This window comes from Acidovorax sp. Root70 (assembly GCF_001428225.1).
Classification (GTDB): Bacteria; Pseudomonadota; Gammaproteobacteria; order Burkholderiales; family Burkholderiaceae_C; genus Acidovorax.
Window position 1 is genome coordinate 65,258 of sequence record NZ_LMHQ01000011.1, and the last position, 17,161, is coordinate 82,418.

General features: G+C 66.2%; 17 protein-coding genes. 5 read left to right on the forward strand and 12 right to left on the reverse strand.

Going from position 1 to position 17,161, the window contains the following annotated elements; all coding sequences use genetic code 11:
- The first annotated feature begins 41 nt into the window (after nt 1-41).
- On the forward strand, nt 42-1,145 hold the full coding sequence (locus ASD94_RS07510; RefSeq protein WP_056640806.1) for a tartrate dehydrogenase: 1,104 nt from the start codon (nt 42-44) through the stop codon (nt 1,143-1,145).
- Between the two features lie 90 nt (nt 1,146-1,235).
- On the opposite strand, the gene ASD94_RS07515 is transcribed toward ASD94_RS07510, so the two are convergent.
- Both ASD94_RS07515 and ASD94_RS07520 read right to left on the reverse strand, forming a co-directional pair.
- Nucleotides 1,236-1,619 (reverse strand): VOC family protein, encoded by a 384-nt coding sequence (locus ASD94_RS07515; RefSeq protein ID WP_056640809.1) that lies wholly within the window; start codon nt 1,617-1,619, stop codon nt 1,236-1,238.
- A 166-nt stretch (nt 1,620-1,785) separates the two neighbouring features.
- Nucleotides 1,786-2,004: a hypothetical protein gene (locus ASD94_RS07520; RefSeq protein ID WP_056640813.1), complete on the reverse strand. Its 219-nt coding sequence runs from the start codon at nt 2,002-2,004 to the stop codon at nt 1,786-1,788.
- 71 nt (nt 2,005-2,075) lie between these two features.
- Between ASD94_RS07520 and ASD94_RS07525 the strand changes: the two genes are divergently transcribed.
- Nucleotides 2,076-2,972, forward strand: a complete 897-nt coding sequence (locus ASD94_RS07525; RefSeq protein ID WP_056640817.1) for a LysR family transcriptional regulator — start codon at nt 2,076-2,078, stop codon at nt 2,970-2,972.
- 22 nt (nt 2,973-2,994) lie between these two features.
- On the opposite strand, the gene ASD94_RS07530 is transcribed toward ASD94_RS07525, so the two are convergent.
- The 5 genes from ASD94_RS07530 to pmbA form a co-directional block, all read right to left on the reverse strand.
- Entirely contained in the window at nt 2,995-3,252 is a 258-nt protein-coding gene (locus ASD94_RS07530; protein ID WP_056640821.1) for a hypothetical protein, read from the reverse strand.
- Nucleotides 3,249-3,668 (reverse strand): VOC family protein, encoded by a 420-nt coding sequence (locus ASD94_RS07535; RefSeq protein ID WP_056640856.1) that lies wholly within the window; start codon nt 3,666-3,668, stop codon nt 3,249-3,251. Before ASD94_RS07535 ends, ASD94_RS07530 begins: the two co-directional genes overlap by 4 nt.
- Before the next feature lie 5 nt (nt 3,669-3,673).
- Complete coding sequence (locus ASD94_RS07540; protein ID WP_233247303.1) at nt 3,674-4,102, reverse strand: helix-turn-helix transcriptional regulator; 429 nt, start codon at nt 4,100-4,102, stop codon at nt 3,674-3,676.
- 205 nt (nt 4,103-4,307) lie between these two features.
- The gene (gene wrbA, locus ASD94_RS07545; protein WP_056640827.1) at nt 4,308-4,907 is read right to left on the reverse strand and encodes an NAD(P)H:quinone oxidoreductase; all 600 of its coding nucleotides are present in this window, start codon (nt 4,905-4,907) and stop codon (nt 4,308-4,310) included.
- A 199-nt stretch (nt 4,908-5,106) separates the two neighbouring features.
- The gene (gene pmbA / locus ASD94_RS07550; protein WP_056640828.1) at nt 5,107-6,549 is read right to left on the reverse strand and encodes a metalloprotease PmbA; all 1,443 of its coding nucleotides are present in this window, start codon (nt 6,547-6,549) and stop codon (nt 5,107-5,109) included.
- 66 nt (nt 6,550-6,615) lie between these two features.
- Between pmbA and yjgA the strand changes: the two genes are divergently transcribed.
- Together yjgA and mog are read left to right on the forward strand one after the other, a co-directional pair.
- On the forward strand, nt 6,616-7,287 hold the full coding sequence (yjgA, locus tag ASD94_RS07555; RefSeq protein ID WP_056640832.1) for a ribosome biogenesis factor YjgA: 672 nt from the start codon (nt 6,616-6,618) through the stop codon (nt 7,285-7,287).
- Nucleotides 7,280-7,882, forward strand: a complete 603-nt coding sequence (gene mog, locus ASD94_RS07560) for a molybdopterin adenylyltransferase (RefSeq protein WP_056640835.1) — start codon at nt 7,280-7,282, stop codon at nt 7,880-7,882. Before yjgA ends, mog begins: the two co-directional genes overlap by 8 nt.
- 90 nt (nt 7,883-7,972) lie before the next feature.
- Here the strand turns inward: mog and cysE are convergent, their stop codons facing one another.
- Both cysE and ASD94_RS07570 read right to left on the reverse strand, forming a co-directional pair.
- The gene (gene cysE, locus ASD94_RS07565) at nt 7,973-8,755 is read right to left on the reverse strand and encodes a serine O-acetyltransferase (RefSeq protein ID WP_056640837.1); all 783 of its coding nucleotides are present in this window, start codon (nt 8,753-8,755) and stop codon (nt 7,973-7,975) included.
- 36 nt (nt 8,756-8,791) lie between these two features.
- A complete protein-coding gene (locus tag ASD94_RS07570) occupies nt 8,792-9,604 on the reverse strand; it encodes an RNA methyltransferase (protein WP_056640841.1) in 813 nt (270 codons plus the stop codon).
- 177 nt (nt 9,605-9,781) lie between these two features.
- Here ASD94_RS07570 and ASD94_RS07575 point away from each other — a divergent pair, with 177 nt between their 5' ends.
- Nucleotides 9,782-10,738, forward strand: coding sequence for an inositol monophosphatase family protein (locus ASD94_RS07575; RefSeq protein ID WP_056640843.1), 957 nt, complete (start codon nt 9,782-9,784; stop codon nt 10,736-10,738).
- Nucleotides 10,739-10,942: 204 nt separating this feature from the next.
- Here the strand turns inward: ASD94_RS07575 and ASD94_RS07580 are convergent, their stop codons facing one another.
- The 3 genes from ASD94_RS07580 to ASD94_RS24180 form a co-directional block, all read right to left on the reverse strand.
- On the reverse strand, nt 10,943-12,073 hold the full coding sequence (locus tag ASD94_RS07580; protein ID WP_056640846.1) for a two-component system response regulator: 1,131 nt from the start codon (nt 12,071-12,073) through the stop codon (nt 10,943-10,945).
- 24 nt (nt 12,074-12,097) lie between these two features.
- Complete coding sequence (locus tag ASD94_RS07585) at nt 12,098-16,969, reverse strand: PAS domain S-box protein (RefSeq protein ID WP_056640859.1); 4,872 nt, start codon at nt 16,967-16,969, stop codon at nt 12,098-12,100.
- 45 nt (nt 16,970-17,014) lie between these two features.
- A partial coding sequence (locus tag ASD94_RS24180; protein ID WP_156391369.1) for an EAL domain-containing protein occupies nt 17,015-17,161 on the reverse strand: 147 nt, incomplete at its 5' end.

The window sequence follows — 17,161 nt, forward strand, 5'->3', positions numbered from 1 at the left end:
GCCTGCAGCCGCATCCCCGACGCCATTGCAAGGACCGCTTGATGACCTCTTCCGCCCCCGCCAAAACCTACCGCATCGCCCTCATCGCCGGAGACGGCATTGGCAAGGAGGTGATGCCCGAAGGCCTGCGCGTGGTGCAGGCCGCCGCAGCGCGTTTTGGCATTGCGCTCGAAACCACTGCCATCGACTGGGCCAGCTCCGACTACTACGCCACCCACGGAAAAATGATGCCCGACGACTGGAAGGCCCAGCTGTCAGGCATGGACGCCATCTTCTTCGGCGCCGTCGGCTGGCCCGCCACCGTGCCCGACCACATCTCGCTGTGGGGTTCGCTGCTCAAGTTCCGCCGCGAATTCGACCAGTACATCAATCTGCGCCCTGTGCGCTTGTTCGAGGGCGTGCCCTGCCCCCTGGCCGGTCGCAAGCCCGGCGACATCGACTACTACGTGGTGCGCGAGAACACCGAGGGTGAATACACCTCGCTGGGTGGCGTGATGTACGAAGGCACCGACCGCGAGATCGTGATCCAGGAATCCGTTTACTCCCGCCACGGTGCCAACCGCCTCTTGAAGTTCGCGTTCGACCTGGCCCAGGCCCGCGCCAAGAAACACGTGACCCTGGCCACCAAGAGCAACGGCATCGCCATCAGCATGCCCTGGTGGGACCAGCGCGCGGACGACGTGGCCAAGGGCTACCCCGAGGTCACGCTGGACAAGCAGCACATCGACATCCTCACCGCCCGCTTTGTGCTGCAGCCGGGCCGATTCGACGTGGTGGCTGCGACCAACCTGTTTGGCGACATCCTGAGCGACCTGGGCCCCGCCACCACCGGCACCATTGGCCTCGCCCCTTCGGCCAACCTGAACCCCGAGCGCTCCTTCCCCAGCCTGTTCGAGCCCGTGCATGGCTCGGCACCCGACATCTACGGCAAAAACATCGCCAATCCGATTGCCATGATCTGGTCGGGTGCGCTGATGCTGGACTTCCTCACGCAGGGCCAGGGCGCGGGGCGGCAGGCGCATGACGCCATCGTCACGGCCATCGAAGAGGTCATCAAAAGCGGCCCACGCACGCCAGACCTGGGCGGCACGGCCAGCACCACGCAGGTGGGCGAGGCGATTGCGGCACGGGTGGCGGGGAACTGAGCCACAGCCCTCGACCCAACGCTCCTATTTCCATAGCTTAAAAGGCATACCTATCGCGCGGTACCGGCCTTTTTTTATTGAAACCACGGGCTAGGTGGCAATGTCCTCGTGCAGGCAGAGGTAGTTGCCCTCGGTGTCCTTGAACCACGCGGCCTTCTCGGCGCCCAGCACGCACACATGGTTCACGGTCTTGAGGCCGGGGAAGTCGTAGTCCTCAAAGACCACCTGGGCGCGTTTCAGCGCCTCGATGGCGGCGGCGATGTCGGCCACCAGAAAGCTGATGGCCGTGTGGTCGGCCTTGGTGCCTTCCGGTTTGGGGAACAGCGCCAGCGTGCTGCCCCCTACGGCATAGACAAACTTGCCATCGGGCCGGAAGCCGCCGGGCCTCAGGCCCAGGCAGCCCTCGTAGAAGGCGCGGGCGCGGTCCATGTCCATCACGGGCAGCATGGTGGTTACGGAGGAATCGGACAACATACCAGGTCCTTTCGCTCAATCCGGCCCGACATGCAGCAGGGGTGACATGCAGCCTTCCTGGCGGTGCGCCAGGGCCCGGTCCAGGCCGTCCGACCGGTCTGGCAGTGTAGGCCGATCCCCGGCGCCACGCCACTGCGCACTGCCTCCTCCACGCTCCCAAACTGCCTCAGCCCCCATGGGGCGGTACCCTGAAGTTGTCGGTGATGCGCTGCTCGGCCCGGGCCAAGGCAGCACCCAGCCTCCGCAGCCAACGCCAGCCCAGGCGCTGCACCCGGCGCGGCCAGCGGGCGGCACGGGCCGGGCGCTGTGGCAGTGCACCCGGGGGCTGGCGGGCAAGGGCGTGGCGAGCGGTGTCTTCGGGGTCCAGACGGGTGGGATGCAACATGGCCCCGATGCTCGCGGCGGGGCTAACATCTGTAAAGTTGAATTCATTGAATCCTGAAGTCAGGAAACCTGATGCGTAACCTCAACCTCGACCAGCTGCAGACCCTGATCGCCATCGCCGACCTGGGCACCTTTGCTGCTGCGGCCCAGGCGCTGCACTTGGCGCCGCCCACAGTCAGCATGCACATCAAGGAACTGGAATCGCGCCTGGGCGCCGAGCTGGTGGTGCGCGGGCGGCGCCAGGCCGACCTCACCCCCGCAGGCGAAGTGCTGGTGCGCGAAGGCCGCCAGCTGCTACTGGCCAGTGATGACCTCGTGGAACGCGTGCGGCGCCGTGCCTCTGGCCGCGAAGGCATGGTGCGGGTGGGCGTGTCGGCGGGGGTCAGCACCCGGCTGCTGCCGCGCATGCTGGAGGCGCTGGCGGCGCGCAGCCCGGGTGTGGAAATCCGCCTGGAGGCCGTGGGCTCGGCCGAGTCGATGCAGCGGCTCAAAGCGGGCACGCTGGACATCGCCATCGTCGCCAGCCCCCAGCCGCCGCTGGCCGAGGTGCGGCAGACCCCGTGGCGCAACGACCCCATGGTGGCCCTGCTGCCCGCCGCGTGGGAGGCACCCGAGCACATCGGCCCCGACTGGCTGGCCAGCCGTCGCTGGGCCTCGTTTGCGCCCGCCACGCAAATGCACGGGCTGATCGCCAACTGGTTTGGCCAGGCGGGGCACCACCCGCGCCCGTTTCTGGCGCTGAGCTACCCCGGCGCCCTCAAAAGCCTGGCCGTGGCCAGCCAGTGCGCCGCCTTGCTGCCGATGGAAGAGGTGGAAGACCTGCAGGGCACGCCCGGTGTGCAGATCTGCCCCCTGCAGCCGCCGCTGATGCGCCCCATGGCCGTGGCCCACCGGCACCAGCCGCCGCCCTCCCCGGCAGTGGAGGGCGTGCTGGAGTTGCTGGCGGAATTTGCGGGCCTCGCAGAGTGATGGCGGGGCACACCACCCGACGTCACGCGGGCGGCCAGCCCTGGGCACCCGGGGCAGGCCGAACGGAAGACCGGGCAGCAAGCCGCTGCAGGTAGGGCTGCACGAACAGGTACAGCCCCGTCAACAACAGCAGCGCCAGCGGCGGCAGGGGTGCATACGTCACCCAGTCCGGCGGGTTGCCTGCACCTTGCGCACGGACCACAAAGTTGGCGATGACAGCAAGAGTGAACGCCATCGACACCCAGCGATGAAACCGCCGGATGCCCGCACCGGCGCTCATTGCGCACCTCCAGCGGCAAGCTGGATCATCTTCCAGCCGTTGCCCGCCGGGTCGCGAAAGCCTGCGTCCACGTTGCCGTACCGGTCCACGGGCTCCTGTGTGAACTCCACACCCAAGTTCCGCAGTCGGGCATAGTCCGCGCGGCAGTCCGCAACATGAAGCACCAGAGCGGGCATGGCTCCTTTGGCCACCATGGCGCGCAAAGTTAGCGCTGTGGCTTCATCATGGATCGGCGGGCCGGGCCAGAACAGGCCCAGCTGAAAGCCCGGCTGGTCGGGGTGCTGCACCGTCAGCCAGCGGTAGGGGCCGTTGCGCACGTCCGTGTGCACGCGAAACCCGAGCTTACCTACGTAAAACGCGAGCGCCTCGTCCTGGTCGTCCACATACACGCCCACCACACCAATGCCTTGGTTCATCGTCATCAGATCTCCTGGTTTGTTGCTGATGTCGGCTTTGTACCTGCGGCCTGCCGGCGGCGCTTCTCCGAAACTGCGGTAGTGAGGTCGGGACGCTGCGTGGCCTTCAACACGCAGGCGGGCACCTTGTTCAGGGGGGCAACCGTGGCCTGGGCCTGCAGGCGCACCGCACTGGGGCTCTGCCCGGTGATATCACGGAAGGTGCGCCCAAAGGTGCCCAGGCTTTCCCAGCCGGTGGCAAACGCGATCTCGATGATGGGCAAGTCCGTATCACGCAGCAGCGTGGTGGCCTGCTCGATACGGCGAGTCAGCAGGTAACGGTGTGGCGGAATGCCAAAGGCCTGCCGGAAGGATCGGGCGAAATGCGCCTCGGAGACGCCGCTGACCTCGGCCAGCCGCTGCACCGGCCAGGCCTCGTGCGACGCGGCGTCCATGCGGTCCTTGGCGCGCAGCAGTCGGCGCAATAGTGCGGGATCTTGGAGTGTCACGGAGTCGCTCGGGGCCCGGGAACCAAACGCTCAAAAAGCCCGGAGTCGCGCACCCTTGCATGGGCGCAGGCCTATGGCAAATGGCTGACGGCTGATGGCTGGCGGCAAACCAACTGCCGCCAGAACGATGGATGCAGGCGGGACGATCAGATCAGGGAAACAGCTTGTTCGCGGTTTCAGCGATCAACTTGCCCTGAAAACGTGCACCGTCCAGCTCCAAGGTGCTGGGCTGGCGCTGGCCCTGGCCGCCCGCAATCGTGGTGGCGCCATAGGGGCTTCCGCCAACGACCTCATCCAGGGTCATCTGCCCCTGGTAGCTATAGGGCAAGCCCACAATCGTCATCCCGAAGTGCATCAGATTGGTGATGATGGAGAACAGCGTGACCTCCTGCCCACCGTGCTGGGTGGCTGTGGAGGTAAACGCGCCCCCTACCTTGCCGTTGAGCGCACCGCGTGCCCACAGACCACCCGCCTGATCGAGAAATGCAGCCATCTGCGAAGGCATGCGGCCAAAACGGGTGGGCGCACCGACGATGATGGCGTCATAGCCCTCCAGCTCCGCCACGGTGGCCACACCAGCAGACTGGCTCAGCTTGAAATGCGCGCCCTTGGCAATGTCTTCAGGCACAGTCTCTGGCACCCGCTTGACATCGACGGTAGCGCCCGCAGAGCGCGCCCCATCGGCCACGGCCTGGGCCATGGTTTCAATGTGGCCGTAGGTGGAATAGTAAAGAACCAGAACTTTCGACATGGTGACTCCTTGGAGGGTTGAAGTGCCCACTGGCTAAGCGGCACCCACACCATATTGCGTTTCGTTGATGACAGCAACGCAAAACGCAGGAGTCGGTACAGGCCCACCCTGGCCAGTCTCTGGACCAGGGCCGCCGTCAGAAGGGGGAAGGAATCCGGCCTGGCCGAGCGGGCGTGGGCGCGGGTTCGCTCCCGCCTTCTCAGCTCCCCGCCACCTTCATGCGGTTCACCAGAATCGATCCCACGGTCTTGGCGCCGTAGTTGTAGGCATCCGCGCCCACGGCCTCGATGCCCTTGAGCATGTCTTTCAGGTTGCCCGCGATGGTGATCTCGTGCACAGGGTAGGCGATCTTGCCGTTCTCGACCCAGAAGCCGCTCGCGCCGCGCGAGTAGTCGCCGGTCACGTAGTTCACGCCCTGGCCCATCAGCTCCACCACAAACAGGCCCGTGCCCAACTTTTGCAGCATCGCGTCCAGGTCGTCGCTGGCTTGTGTCAGGCGCGAGGTCAGGGTGAGGTTGTGCGAGCCCCCGGCATTGCCCGTGGTCTTCATGCCCAGCTTGCGGGCCGAGTAGCTGGAGAGGAAATAGCCCTGCACGCGGCCGCCCTGCACCACCTTGCGCGGCGCCACGCGCACGCCTTCCTCGTCAAACGGCGAGCTGCCCTTGCCGCCCAGGATGAACGGGTCTTCGAGGATGTCGATGTGCTTGGGGAACACCATCTTGCCCAGCGAGTCGAGCAAGAAGCTGCTCTTGCGGTACAGCGAGCCACCACTGATGGCCTGCACAAAACCGCCCAGCAGGCCAGCGACCAGGGTGGATTCGAACAGCACCGGGCATTGGGTGGTGGGGATCTTTCGACTGCCCAGACGGCTCAGCGCGCGCTGCGCAGCGTAGCGGCCCACGGCCTCGGGCGAGGCCAACTCGGCGGCGTTGCGCATGGAGCTGTACCAGGCGTCACGCTGCATCTCGGCATTCTTTCCAGGCAGCGAGGCAATGGGGGCCACCGAGAAGCTGTGGCGCGAGCTGGCATAGCCACCGCGAAAGCCGCGCGTGTGGGCGCTGAAGAAATGGCTTTGCTGGGCCGACACGCCCGCGCCTTCACTGTTGGTGATGCGGCGGTGGGTCTTGAATGCGGCGGCCTCGCAGGCCTTGGCCATCTCTGCAGCCTCTTCGCTGGTGATGGCCCAAGGGTGGAAGAGTTGCAGGTCGCGGTGCGTGTCGGCGGGCGCGATGTCGTCGGCATCGGGCAGGCCCGCCACGGGGTCTTCGGCCGTGAAGCGGGCGATGTCGTAGGCCGCTTGCACGGTCTGCTCGATCGCCTTGGTCGAAAAGTCTGACGTGCTGGCATTGCCCCGGCGGTGGCCGATGTAGACCGTCACGCCCAGCGACTTGTCGCGGTTGCGCTCCACATTCTCCAGCTCGCCCTTGCGCACGCTGACCGACAGGCCGCAGCCTTCGGACGCCTCGACGCCCGCGTCGGTGGCGCCCAGCTTTTTGGCATGCGCCAGGGCGCGGTCCACCAGCTCTTCAAAAAACGGGCGGCTGTAGCTGAAGCCGCTGTCAGGGGTGCGAGAGGTGGCGGCTGCGGGCGCGGCGGCCAGCGCGCCAGGGGTGCGCGAGGCGCGATTCGAGGGTTTGTTCATAGCGGCAGCTATGATACTTGCCACTGTGGCGCGCTCTGCGTCAGTCGTTTTTTGCCCCCACCACCCATGTCACGCAAACCCAAAAAAGGCTACTTTGTGCGAGGCCAGTTCGTTGCCGAAGGCAGCGAACTGGACATTCAGCTCAAGGCCGAACTCAAAGGAACGCCCGATGCCAGCCGCACCGATCTCAAGCGCGAGAGCGACGAACTGCAGGACCTGGGCAAGGAGCTTTTGAACCTGCGCGCCGACCTGTTCGACGCCGTGGGCCTGCCCGACAAGCTGGTGGAGGCGCTGGCCGAGGCCAAGCGCATCACCAACTTTGAAGGCAAGCGCCGCCAGATGCAGTACGTGGGCAAGCTCATGCGCAAGCTCGAACCCGAGCTGGTGCAAGCCGCCCGCCAGGCCCTGGAAGAGCAGCACAAGGGCTCTGCCACCGAAAAGCTGCAACTGCACCTGGCCGAACAATGGCGCGACCGCCTGATCGCCGACGACGACACGTTGGCGGCCTGGATGGCCGAGCACCCCACCACCGACACACAGCAGCTGCGCGCCTTGATCCGTCAGGCGCGCAAGGATGCGCAGCCCGCAGGCAAAGAGGCGAATGTCCAGGTCTCGCAAGGCCTGGCGCCCCGCAAGGGCCGTGCGTACCGCGAGTTGTTCCAGCTGGTGCGCGAGCACCTGGGCGGCACCGGCACAGCTGACGCCAGCGACTCCGACGAGGACAACGATGATGAGTGAAGCCATCCACGACGCCGTCAAGATCGGTATCGTCTCCATCAGCGATCGTGCCAGCACCGGCGTCTATGAAGACAAGGGCCTGCCCGCGCTGCAGGACTGGCTCACCCGTGCGCTGCACAACCCCATCACCTTCGAGCCGCGCCTGATCCCCGATGAACAGGCCGGCATCAGCGCCACGCTGATCGAGCTGGTGGACGCCGGTTGCGCGTTGGTGCTGACCACCGGCGGCACCGGCCCTGCCCTGCGCGACGTGACGCCCGAGGCCACACTGGCCGTGGCGCACAAGGAGATGCCGGGCTTTGGCGAGCAAATGCGCCAGATCAGCCTCAAGTTTGTGCCCACCGCCATCCTCTCGCGCCAAGTGGCCGTGGTGCGCGACCGGAGCCTCATCATCAACCTGCCCGGCCAGCCCAAGGCGATTGCCGAGACGTTGGAAGGGCTGAAAGATGCCGAAGGCAAACAGATCGTGCCGGGCATCTTTGCCGCCGTGCCGTACTGCGTGGACCTGATCGGCGGGCCGTACATGGAAACACGCGACGAGGTCTGCAAGGCGTTCCGGCCCAAGACGGCCATCCGCGCACCACGCGCGGCCTGACCCCCACGATACCGTCAAGTCAAAATAGCTGCCAGCGCTGGATATCCATGCGCTGGCAGCTATTTTTTGATAGCAGATTGAAAGCGCGGCCTATTTGCCCACCAGCTCGTTGAGCTTGCCGGCCTCGAACTGCTCCTTGATGGCCGCATCGCACGGCACACAGTCCTTGGCCTGGTGATTGGCGGCCGAGAGCTTTTCAATGGCCTGCCACAACAGCGCGATCTGGTGCTCTTGCGATGAGGCGTTGTCGATCAACCCCCGCATGGCCTGCGAAAGCGGGTCGTCCTCCTGAGTGATGCCATAGGCAGTGAATTTGCGCGACGGCTGGGGCTCGGTCACGTCGGCGCTCTGGCCTTCCTTGGAGGGGATGATGCGCGCCGGGATGCCCACCGCCGTAGCACCTGCAGGCACGGGCTTGATGACCACGGCATTGCTGCCGATCTTTGCACCGTCGCCCACTTCAAAGCCACCCAGCACCTTGGCACCCGCGCTCACCACCACGTCGCGGCCCAGGGTGGGATGGCGTTTGGCGCCTTTGTACAGCGAGGTGCCACCCAGCGTCACGCCCTGGTAGATGGTGCAGCCGTCGCCGATCTCTGCGGTCTCGCCCACCACCACGCCCATGGCATGGTCGAAGAACACGCGCTCACCGATCTTGGCGCCGGGGTGGATCTCGATGCCGGTGAACCAGCGCGCGAAGTGCGAGATGAAGCGACCCAGCCACTTGAGGCCATGGTGCCAGCACCAGTGGGCCGGGCGGTGCAGCCAGATCGCATGCAGGCCCGGATAACAGGTGATCACCTCCCACGTGCTGCGCGCGGCAGGATCGCGGTCGAGGATGCACTGGATATCGGAGCGCAGGCGGGCGAGCATTGGTTGTTATGGTTATTTGTAAATGGGCTGCACAGTCTATCGTTTCGCCTGCGCCGTCTCGATCATGGCTTTGGCGACACCTCTCAAGATGTGGATTTCCTCAGGGCTGAGCTGCGCGCGGTTGAAAAGCTGGTTAAGGCGGGGCATGAGCTTCTTGGGCGCTGCCGGGTCCAGAAAGCCGATGGAGGTGAGCGCCTGCTCCCAGTGGCCCAGCATGCCCGCCACCTGCGCCGCGTCGGCCAGCGCGCGCGGCGGGGTGGCCTCCTGCACCGCAAAGCCGCCCAGTGCCTGGCGCCACTCGTAGGCGATCACCTGGATGGCCGCGCCCAGGTTGAGCGAGCCAAAGCCCGGGTTCGTGGGGATGGAGAGGGCCACGTGGCAGCGGTACACGTCTTCGTTGGTCATGCCAAACCGCTCGGAGCCGAAGAGAAAGGCCACACCGGCTTGCGGCGCCGCGCCAGGGTCTGCAGGAGATTCCTCACCTGGGTTTTGAGGGTTTTTAGTCTCTTGCGCCGGTGCTTCATGCCTGAGCAGCTCACTTTTCAATAGCATTTCAAAGTGCGCGCGCGGTGCTGCCGTGGGCGGGCCGAAGTCGCGTGGCGTCATGGCCGTGGCGCACAGGTGGCTCATGCCGTCCAGGGCTTCGTCCAGCGTGGCGACGATGCGCGCGTTGTTCAGCACATCCAGGGCACCGCTGGCGCGCTGGATGGTCTCCTCGCGCCGCAGCACGTTGGCCCAGCGCGGGGCCACCAGCACCAGGTCATCGAAACCCATGGTTTTCATGGCACGGGCGGCGGCGCCCACATTACCGGCGTGGCTGGTGTTGATCAGGACAAAACGGGTCTTCATGGACGGGCGGGGCGAGGGGGGAGAAAGCGGCCGGTTAGGCAAAAAAGGGCTCTGCGGGTAAAATCCCGCCCTCTATTGTCGCCGCCCGCATCGCCGGGTCGGGTCGGACCTCCCCGCTCATCCTGATACGCAGACGCCCGCGCCATCCTGGCCGTGCGCTGCCAACCACCACAATTTATGTCGTCTACTCTGCACCCCATGCTCAACGTGGCCATCAAGGCTGCACGCGCCGCCGGCGCCATCATCAACCGCGCGGCCCTGGACGTGGAATCGGTGCGGATCTCGCAAAAGCAGATCAATGACTTTGTGACCGAGGTGGACCACGCCTCCGAAAAGATCATCATCGAGACGCTGCTGACGGCATACCCCGGCCACGGCATCCTGGCTGAAGAGTCGGGCAAGGAATACGGCGCCAGGGATTCGGAGTTCGTCTGGATCATCGACCCGCTGGACGGCACCACCAACTTCATCCACGGCTTCCCCGTGTACTGCATCAGCATCGCGCTGGCCGTCAAGGGCAAGGTCGAGCAGGCCGTCGTGTACGACCCCACCCGCAACGACCTGTTCACCGCCACCAAGGGCCGCGGCGCTTACCTGAACGAGCGCCGCATCCGCGTGAGCAAGCGTACCCAGCTCAAGGACTGTCTGATCTCCACCGGCTTCCCCTTCCGCCCGGGCGACAACTTCAAGAGCTATCTGAACATGATGGCCGACGTGATGCAGCGCACCGCCGGCCTGCGCCGCCCCGGCGCCGCCGCGCTGGACCTGGCCTATGTGGCAGCGGGCTTCACCGACGGTTTCTTTGAAACCGGCCTGTCGATCTGGGACGTGGCAGCAGGCTCGCTGCTGGTGACCGAGGCCGGCGGCCTGGTGGGCAATTTCACGGGCGAGGCCGACTTTCTGGAGCAACGCGAGTGCCTGGCGGGCAACCCCCGCGTGTACGGCCAGCTGGTGCCCGTCCTGGGCAAGTACAGCAAATTTGCGAGTGCTGGCGACAAGGCGGCGGTGCGGCAGGCGGGTGCGGCTGATGCGCCTGCCACCGACACCCCAGACGCCGATGAAGGCGCTGATGCAGCGGAACCCACTGCACCGCAAGCCGACAACACCGCCAAGGGCGAAGACGCACCGTTCTGATCATCACAACGACCGCGCCTCGCCGTCAAGCCAGCACACGATCGCCGCTGGTGGGATCTGGTAGCAGGACGGTGCAGTAGGCGCGCCCCACACCAGGGCTGCCGCGCAAGGGCCGCCCCGCCGCGCTGGCTGCGTCCCCCTTCCCGAATGGCGCAGCCATTCGAGAGACGGGGGAAGCGACGAAGTCGCTCAGGGGGTTGCCCGCTACGCCGGGTCGGGGTACTTCTGCGCGATGCTGCGGAAGTCTTCCGCAATGTCGACAAACGCATCCACCATGTCGGGGTCGAAGTGCGTACCCTTGCCCCGCACGATGGTGCTGCAGGCCTGGTCGTGCGAAAACGCGGGCTTGTAAACGCGTTTGCTGATGAGCGCGTCGTACACGTCGGCCACGGCCATCAACCGGGCTGACACAGGGATGGCATCGCCCGCCAGACCCTGCGGGTAGCCTGAGCCGTCCCACTTTTCCTGGTGGCTGTAGGCAATCTCCTTGGACACGCTCAAGAACGCCACGCGCATGCCCAGGCGCCGCTCAGCCTCGTCAATCGCGTTGCGGCCCAGCGTGGTGTGGGTCTTCATGACCTCGAACTCTTCCACCGTGAGCTTGCCGGGCTTGAGCAGGATGCTGTCCGGGATGCCGATCTTGCCGATGTCGTGCAGCGGAGCCGACTTGTAGAGCAGCTCGATCATGCGGTCGTTGAGCACATGCTCGAAACGGGGGTGGTGGCGCAGGCGCTCGGCCAGCGTCTTCACGTACAGCTGGGTACGGCGGATGTGGTTGCCGGTTTCGTTGTCGCGCGTTTCAGCCAGCGAGGTCATGGCCATGATGGTCACGTCCTGGATGGCCTGCACCTCCAGCGTGCGCATGGCAACCTCGCGCTCCAGATAGGCGCTTTTGTCGCGCAGGAAGTCTGCCGTGGCCTTGAGCGCCAGGTGCGTGTTGACGCGCGCCAGCAGGATGGGCGGGCTGATGGGCTTGGTGATGTAGTCCACGGCCCCCAGGGCCAGGCCCATGCGCTCGTCGTCGGTGTCGGAACGCGCCGTGAGAAAGATCACCGGGATGTCGCGCGTGGCGGGCGAGGCCTTGAGGCGGCGGCACACCTCGTAGCCGTCCACCTCGGGCATCATGATGTCCAGCAGGATCAGGTCGGGTGGCGTGCCCGACTGCGCAATCTTGAGCGCCTTCTCGCCGTGGTTGGCCACCTTGACCAGGTAGTGCTCGCGTAGCAGGCTGCCCATGAGGGTGAGGTTCTCGGGCGTGTCGTCCACCACGAGCACGGTGGCAATCGGCTTGTCAACCAAGGTCGCCGGGCTGGAGGCAAAAGGCGCGTTGTCCATGCAAATGTCCTGCGTAGGTGCCGTTCAGGGGGTTTCGAGGGCCGGAGATTCGGAGCCAGGCACTGTCGCCAGGGCCTCCAGCGCCTGCTCGAAATCGAAATTCAGGGTGTGCTTCTCGACGGTCTGAAAGGCGCTGCCCAGCGCTGCCTTGAGCACCACCCCATTGTGTTGGAAAAACTCTGCGGCTGCAGGATCATCCTGCTCCAGCAGGTGCCGCAAATGCAGCTCCGCGTGGGCCGGTGTCGCATCGCCCCCTGGTGCCGCCGCCACAGCCGCCGAAAGCCCTGGCGCAGAGGTCGCGCGCGCCTGCGCGGCCTGCAGCGTCCAGTCCTGCAGACCCTGCAACAGGGGCTGCAGTGCCGCCCTCAGCTCTGCCAGCAACGGGACGATGGCCTGGTTGCCATGCCTAAAGCGCAGTGCATGCTCCAGCGCCTGGGCGCGCTCCGACACGGCTTGCGCGCCAATGTTGGCGGCCACCGACCGCAGCGTGTGGGCCAGGCGCTCGGCCAGCGCCACATCGTGCACCGCCAGCGCACGCTGCAGCTCTGCCAGCACAGGGGCCTGCCCCTGCGCGAAGCGGCGCAGCATCTCCGCGTACAGACCCGGCTTGCCCAGCGCACGCTGCAAGCCCAAGGAGGTGTCCAGCCCCGGCAGGTCAGGGACTTCCATCGGCAACCACCCTGCCGCAGTGGCACTGGCAGCCGCCACCGATCCCGTCACTGGGGCTGCACTGCTGCGAGCGGGAACGGCGGCCGCGCCCAGCCCTTGGCGCGGGCGGACCCAGCGGGACAACGCCGCCCACAGCGCCGCAGGCTCGATGGGCTTGGCAACGTGGTCGTTCATGCCGGCTGCAAAGCAGCGCTGGCGGTCAGCCTCCATGGCGTTGGCGGTCATCGCAATGATGGGCAGCTGCGCATGGCGCGGGTCCTCGCGCAGCAGGCGCGTAGCGGTCTCGCCATCCATGATGGGCATCTGCATGTCCATGAGCACCGCGTCATAGTGCTTGCGCTCGATGCGGTCGATGGCACTCTGGCCGTTCTCCGCCACATCCACGGCAAAGCCCGCATCCAGCAGCAGTTCCATGGCCACCATCTGGTTGAGTTCGTTGTCCTCCACCAGCAGCACGCTGGCCCCCCGGATGCCCAGGGGCAGCTCGTCGGCCGCAGGCGCAGGGGTGACCGTGCGACGCCCGGCCGTGCCAGAGGCCTCCAGCGGCTGCATCAACGTATCGAATAGCAGCGAGGCATTGACAGGCTTGATGAGCACGGTTTCGATGCCCTGCGCGCGCGCGGCCCGCATCACGTCCTCGCGACCGTAGGCCGTGACCATGAGCATCTGCGGCACCTTGGGCATGCCCAGGCTGCGGATGTGGCCTGCCAGCTCCACACCGTCCATGCCCGGCATGTGCCAGTCCAGCAGCAACAGGCCAAACGGCAGATGCTGGGCCATGGACTCGCGCAGCCGGTCCAGCGCCTCCAGGCCCGAATGGGCCTGCTCCACCACAAAGCCCATCGCCTGCAGCATGTCGGACAGCACCGTGGCCGCCGTGTGGTTGTCGTCCACCACCAGCACCCGCGTGCCCCGCAGGTCGGGCGGCGGCAGCAGCATCCGCGCGGGCGCGCCACGCTCCAGCGGCACCGCTACCCAGAAAGTAGAGCCTTTGCCAAAACGGCTCTCCACGCCCACCTCTCCGCCCATCAGCTCCGCCAGGCTCTTGCAGATCGCCAGCCCCAGGCCCGTGCCGCCATAGCGGCGTGTGGTGGAGGTGTCCGCCTGCTGGAAGCTCTGGAACAGGCGGCCCATCTGCTCTTCGGTCAGCCCGATGCCTGTGTCGCGCACCTCAAAACGCAGCCGGACCTGGTTGCCCGACTCCTCCAGCAAACGCACCGCGATGCTGATCTCGCCAGACTCGGTGAACTTGATGGCGTTGTTGGCGTAGTTGATGAGGATCTGGCCCAAGCGCAGCGCATCGCCCACGAGGTTGGGGGGTACGTCGCTGGCCACATCGCAGACCAGCTCCAACCCCTTGGCGCCGGCCTTGTAGCCCACCACGTCAGACACGCTCTCCAGCATGCGGTCCAGCAGGAAAGGCTGGCGCTCCACCACCAGCTTGCCTGCTTCGATCTTGGAGAAGTCCAGGATGTCGTTGATGACCCCCAGCAGGTGCTGGCCCGCCTGCTGGATCTTGCTCACGTAGTCATGCTGGCGCGGGCTCAGGCCCGACTTGAGTGCCAGGTGCGACATGCCGATGATCGCGTTCATGGGCGTACGGATCTCGTGGCTCATGTTGGCCAGGAAGTTGGACTTGAGCGCGGTGGACTCTTCGGCCAGCTCCTTGGCGCGGCGCAGTTCCTGCTCGGCGCGCTGGCGGTCGGTGATGTCCACAAAGGTGCCGATGGTGCCGCCGGGCGTGCCATCGGCGCGCCGGAAACCGTGCAGCCAGAACAGCGTGTGGTGGATCTGGCCATCGGCATACGGCAGATCCACCTCGCGGTGCACCGATTGCTCGCCCGCCAGCACCAGCGCGTTGTCGCGCTCGAAAAGAACGCGGGAGGTGCGGGGCAGGAACTCCAGGTCCATCACCGTCTTGCCCACCAGGGACTCGCGGGTGACACCAAAGGCCTGCTCGTACGCGCGGTTGACGCCCACATAGCGTCCGTCGGCCCCTTTGTAAAACAGTGGCACGGGGATGGCATCGATCAGTGCCTGCTGGAAGTCCAACTGCCCCGCCACCTGTTCTTCCAGCAGCTTCTGGTCGTGGATGTCCACGTTGACACCGACCACCCGTACCGGCCGCCCCTGGGGGTCGCGGAAGATACGTGCCGCCTCCAGGAACCAGCGCACCTCCCCGTCGGGGCGCACGATGCGCCAGGAGTCGCGCAAGTAATCCGCCGTACCCGCCAGGCAGCTGTCGAAATAGGTGCTCGCCTGATCGCGGTCCTCGGGATGCAGGCAGCTGAGCCAATAGTCGCGGGTCTGTGGCTGCGTGCCTGGGGGCAGGCCCATCATCTGTGCCAGCTTGTCCGACCACAGAATCTCGCCGGTGACCAGGTTCAGGTCGAACACCCCGATCTTGCCCGCCTCCTGCGCCAGCTCCAGACGCTCTTGGGCCTGCTGGATCACACGCTCGGCGCGCCGCTGCTCGCTGGCATCTTCAATGACCCAGATCGAGGCCGTGCCAAAGTCGTCCATCTTGACGCTGCGGCCCGCCAGGCGCGCCTCGAACTGGCTGCCGTCCAGCCGGTACAGGGTGGCGGTTTCGCGCACGGCCTGGCCCGAGGCCAGCGAGGGTGCCACACGGGCCGTGAACAGGTCCGCATGGCCCGCCCCGCCGAACAGCACCGACACTCCCAGCCCCAGCAGCTGCGAGGCCGTGCCGCCCATGAGGTCCACGAACGCCGGGTTGAACTGGCGGAACTGTCCGTCGCACACCAGCACGATGGGCGGAGCGTTGTCAAAGATGGCAGTCTGCTGCTCCAGCAATTCATTGAGCAAGCGCTCGCGGCGCTCCAGCTCCTTTTGCGCCTGAATGCGTTCAGACACGTCCTCGTGCAGGCCCACGATACCGATGCGCTTGCCGCGCGCGTCGAACACGGGCGACAGCGTGGCTTCGTCATGGTAGGTGCTGCCGTCCTTGCGCCGGTTGATGAACTGACCCTGCCAGGACTTGCCCGACAGCAGTGCCGACCACATGAGCTGGTAGGTTTGCGCGGGCGTTTGCCCGCTGGCCACCACCGAGGGCTTCTTGCCCCGCACCTCCTCCAGCGAATAGCCCGTATTGCGCTCGTACTGGGGGTTGACCCAGTCGATGCGGCCATCGCCGTCGGTGATGACCACCGACACGGGACTGCTCTCCAGCGCGGTGCCCAGCACCCTGAACCGCTCCAGTGCACTGGCCACCTGTGCCCGGCTGCGCAGCAGATCCAGCAACAGCAGGCCCAGCAGGCACAGCAGCACAAACGCCACAGCCCCGATGCGCGCGCGCTGCGACGACGTCATCAAGGCGCTGATATCGTCCAGCACCACCAGCTGCCACTGGCCGCCGGGGTCGTGCCAGTCAATGGCCCGGCGTTCGACCGCATGGGGTACGCCATTGATCTGCACCTCACCAGCCTCGGCCGCAAAGGGCAGCGCCGAAGCCACGCCATTGTCAAAGTGGCGGCCGAACTGGCGCGTGGCGCGGATGGCGTCGATGCGTGCCTGTGTGAGCGGCGGCGCCACCGCAAACTGCCACTCGGGCCGGGTGGCGGCGAATGCCACACCCTGCGGAGACAGCAGCACCATGGGCAAGCCCACACGCTTGAGCAGCAGGTCCACCGGCTCGAACCCCACCTTGAACATCACCACACCAATGATGTTGCTCGACGGCGTGTCGCTCTCGTACAGCGGGGCCGCGTAGTACAACCCACGCTCCTGGGTGTTGCTGCCGATGGCCGCATACACGCTGGTCGCACCCTGGATGGCCTGCTGGAAATAGGGGCGGAATGCGAGGTTCAAACCCGTGGACCGCTCGCCGGGCGTCTCGTGGGCCACCACGGTGCCATCGGCCGACATCACATACACGCCTTGCACCAGAAAGCGCCCGCGCGCTACGGCCAGGCGGGACAGGGCCTCGGGGTGATCAGGGGGCAGACGGCCCAGCGCCATGTCCTTGAGCAACGGCTCGCTCAGGCCCATCAGTGACACCGCACCCAGCATGGAGCCGCCCGTGGTCTGGGCTTGCAGCGTGTCTGCCGTCTGGTGCAACAAACGTGAGCGCTCGGTCGCACGCTCTCCAGCGCGCCAGTGCTGCGCGCCCTGCACCACTAGCACGGCGCCCAGAAATGCCAGGGCTACGACCGCCAACAGGCCACGGATGCCGGGGGCGTTGCGGTCCAGAAGCTTGTCAAACCGCATGCCTAGGCCCTTGCCCCGCAGGCCCCACACCCTATGGGCACAACGTCAGCCGGCGGGATAGAGCAACGCATCGATCCCCTCCGCAGGCCCGGGTCTCCCAAACAGATACCCCTGGAACCCCTCGCACCCATGCAGCCTCAGGAACGACAGCTGCCCCGTCGTCTCCACCCCCTCCGCCACCACCTCCAGGTC